The organism is Shewanella decolorationis (assembly GCF_004354305.1).
Lineage (GTDB): Bacteria > Pseudomonadota > Gammaproteobacteria > Enterobacterales > Shewanellaceae > Shewanella > Shewanella decolorationis.
Genome location: NZ_CP037898.1, coordinates 4,714,658 through 4,717,545, shown reverse-complemented (window position 1 = coordinate 4,717,545; position 2,888 = coordinate 4,714,658). Strand labels below are relative to the sequence as shown.

Genomic DNA, 2,888 nt, shown 5'->3' with positions numbered 1-2,888 from the left:
GTTGATAGGTCAGGTGTGTAAGCGTTGTGAGGCGTTGAGCTAACTGATACTAATGACTCGAGAGGCTTAACCATACAACCCAGATGGGTTTTACTGAAAATGTTCCAGACATTTTCCAGTACTTCCTCCTTCCCTGGAGGTCGTACAGCACTTAGCTTGAATATGAACACTTAATAAGTGCAACTCAAACCAGCTTTCCGAATTTACTGGAATAAGAATTTATCAACTACCTCCCTGTAGTTGACCCTAACGGGCCGCGCTAAAGCGCGTTAAAAATTGTTCCAGACAATTTTTTGCTTGGTGACAATAGCATTGTGGTCCCACCTGATCCCATCCCGAACTCAGAAGTGAAACGCAATCGCGCCGATGGTAGTGTGGGGTCTCCCCATGTGAGAGTAGGTCATCGCCAAGCGCCTAATTATGTCATCTTTGATGATAAAGAATTGCTGATATGGCTCAGTCGGTAGAGCGCATCCTTGGTAAGGATGAGGTCCCCAGTTCGATTCTGGGTATCAGCACCATACAGTCTAGTGTAGTGTCCTAGAGAAAAATTTGCTTGGTGACAATAGCATTGTGGTCCCACCTGATCCCATCCCGAACTCAGAAGTGAAACGCAATCGCGCCGATGGTAGTGTGGGGTCTCCCCATGTGAGAGTAGGTCATCGCCAAGCGCTAAATTAAGAAAGGCCATCTAATAAGGTGGCCTTTTTGCTTTCCGAGAGTTTATTTCCATCGTTTGCTCGCCTCCTCCAGCCCTTCAGCCCTCCAGCTGGATATGATACCAATTCCATTAACTAACTGACCAAAATTGTCCACTGTCTAGTACACAATCCTATCATTCTTGTTTTCTTCTTAATGAAAGTATTCCATGTAATAGAGCACTGTTCGACAATATCGTCGTACTACCATTCCGCATTGAAGTCTGATCTAATAGCAAGCAACCCAACAGCTTAAAATTGGATGAGGAAACCTGAAACTGCAGAAAGTCTGCTTAGCCTCTCCAAATGAGAAAAATTCGCATAAGCGCATACAATTGCTCGCTGTATCGCTATTTTTGCAATGCCATAACCACACTCAGGTGGCAAGCCAGATGAGGGTGGCAGACTCACTGGGGCCGACATCCAGCAATACATCTCGAGTGAGTTTAATGTCGAGTACCATCCCAATCATATCTACAAGCTACTAAAGAGCATGGGATTCTGTTGGATAACCAGCCGCTCCAGGTATCCAAAACAAACTCAGAGCTTACAGGACGCTTTTAAAAAGTTTCCTCTGGAAACGCTCCTTCACACTCCCATTCATATACAACCATACCAGATTGATATTTGGTTTCAGGACGAAGCCCGATTCGGCCTGCAAAATACAACGACACGACTTTGGGCCCCCAAAGGCAGTAGACCAAGAGCGCTAAGACAGCAGTAGTTATCTCTTCGGCGCAGTCTGTCCTGCAACAGGAGAAACTGAAGCCATCATCACGCCATTCGTTAATAAGGACATCATGCACCAGCACTTGGAGCTGATTGCAAAACGCACCAAACCTGGCCGCCATGCTGTCGTGGTAATGGACGGTGCGGGTTGGCATACCAATGACATTGCTGCTGATATCCCCAACCTGTCGATACTCAAACTGCCGCCATATTCCCCAGAACTAACCCCATCGAACAGGTATGGAGTTGGCTGCGCCAACATTATCTCGCCAATCGCTGTTTTAAAGGATATGAGGACAGAGTGGATGCTTGCAGCCAGGCATGGAACAGCTTTATCAGTTGTACAAAACGCGTGGTAAAGATGTGCTCTCGGGAATGGGCAAAAGTGACTGAACTTTAATGCGGAATGGTATAACCACTAAAACAACGATTAGCCAACATATTTTGACGCAGTCATTGCCATACCTGTTCTATCGGATTTAACTCCGGTGAATAAGGCGGCAACTTGAGAAGCATCAGATTATCAACGTCATCGGCCAAATCCTGTTGATGCCAGCCCGCGCCGTCCATGATGATCAGCGCATGCCGTCCAAATGGGGTGGCAGTTGAAATCAGTTCTAAATGCTCGTGCATATATTCGCTATTGGCATGCGGGGCAATAATCGCTTGTGTCGCCTCCGTTGTCGGACACACGGCGCCACATAAATACGCAGATTCAAATTGTTGCTGCTTGACGGCTCGTGGACGAGCCCCTTTCTCTGTCCAAATACGGGTGGTGGTATTCTGTTGGCCAAAGCGGGCTTCATCTTGAAACCAAACGTCAATACGATCGAGTGCAATGTGCCCAGGTGTGCTAAGGATCGTTGCCATCCGGAAGTTTTTTTAAAAGCCTCTTGAATCGCTTAAGCAATGTATTACGACTGAAACTATTCTGAAGAAGTACCGTAAGCAACGAACTTTTAAGTACTAAAAAGCGGATAATTAAAAGGGCGCGATTATTGGAAAAACTGGCGCAATGTGGATAACTCTGGGAATAACTCGTGGGCAGCTTGTGCCTAGATTGGGTGTAAAAAGGCATTTGAAAAATAATGCAAAAAACTTCAAAAAAGCCCTTGCACAAAAGTTTTCGCTGCCTATAATGCGCATCCACTGACACGGCAGACAGCGAAAGCGAATGCGATTACAGTGCGAATCGAATGCAAAATGTGCACTTGATTCGAAAGCGACAAGAAGTTTGCAAAAACGCCTTGACGCCAAATGGGAAATGCGTAGAATACGCAGCCCTGACCCGCTGAGCGGTAACGCGAAGTGAGTGGTCAAATGCTCTTTAACAATCTAAACAAGAAATCTGTGTGGACACTCACAGGTGTTGAGTTAATCGAAATTACTCTGCCGTTTGGCGAGTAATCAAAGAATTAAATCAATGAATGAGTGTTCATAGCAATATGTACAACGACTTAT

At 45.8% G+C, this 2,888-nt stretch carries 1 tRNA gene, 2 rRNA genes and 3 pseudogenes; 4 read left to right on the top strand and 2 right to left on the bottom strand.

From position 1 onward, the window contains the following. Positions 1-296 precede the first annotated feature (296 nt). From rrf (EYR25_RS21140) to rrf (EYR25_RS21130), 3 genes are all read left to right on the top strand, one after another. Positions 297-412, top strand: a 5S ribosomal RNA gene (gene rrf, locus EYR25_RS21140). A 33-nt stretch (positions 413-445) separates the two neighbouring features. After that, positions 446-521, top strand: a tRNA-Thr gene (locus EYR25_RS21135). A gap of 34 nt (positions 522-555) precedes the next feature. Then, positions 556-671, top strand: a 5S ribosomal RNA gene (rrf, locus tag EYR25_RS21130). A gap of 123 nt (positions 672-794) precedes the next feature. On the opposite strand, the pseudogene EYR25_RS21125 reads toward rrf (EYR25_RS21130), so the two are convergent. After that, positions 795-902 (bottom strand): annotated as a pseudogene (locus EYR25_RS21125) (IS630 family transposase); the annotation flags it as partial. A 187-nt stretch (positions 903-1,089) separates the two neighbouring features. Between EYR25_RS21125 and EYR25_RS21455 the strand changes: the two are divergent. Further along, positions 1,090-1,827 (top strand): annotated as a pseudogene (locus EYR25_RS21455) (IS630 family transposase); the annotation flags it as partial. Positions 1,828-1,883: 56 nt separating this feature from the next. Here the strand turns inward: EYR25_RS21455 and EYR25_RS21110 are convergent. Further along, positions 1,884-2,329 (bottom strand): annotated as a pseudogene (locus EYR25_RS21110) (IS630 family transposase); the annotation flags it as partial. Between the last annotated feature and the right edge of the window lie 559 nt (positions 2,330-2,888).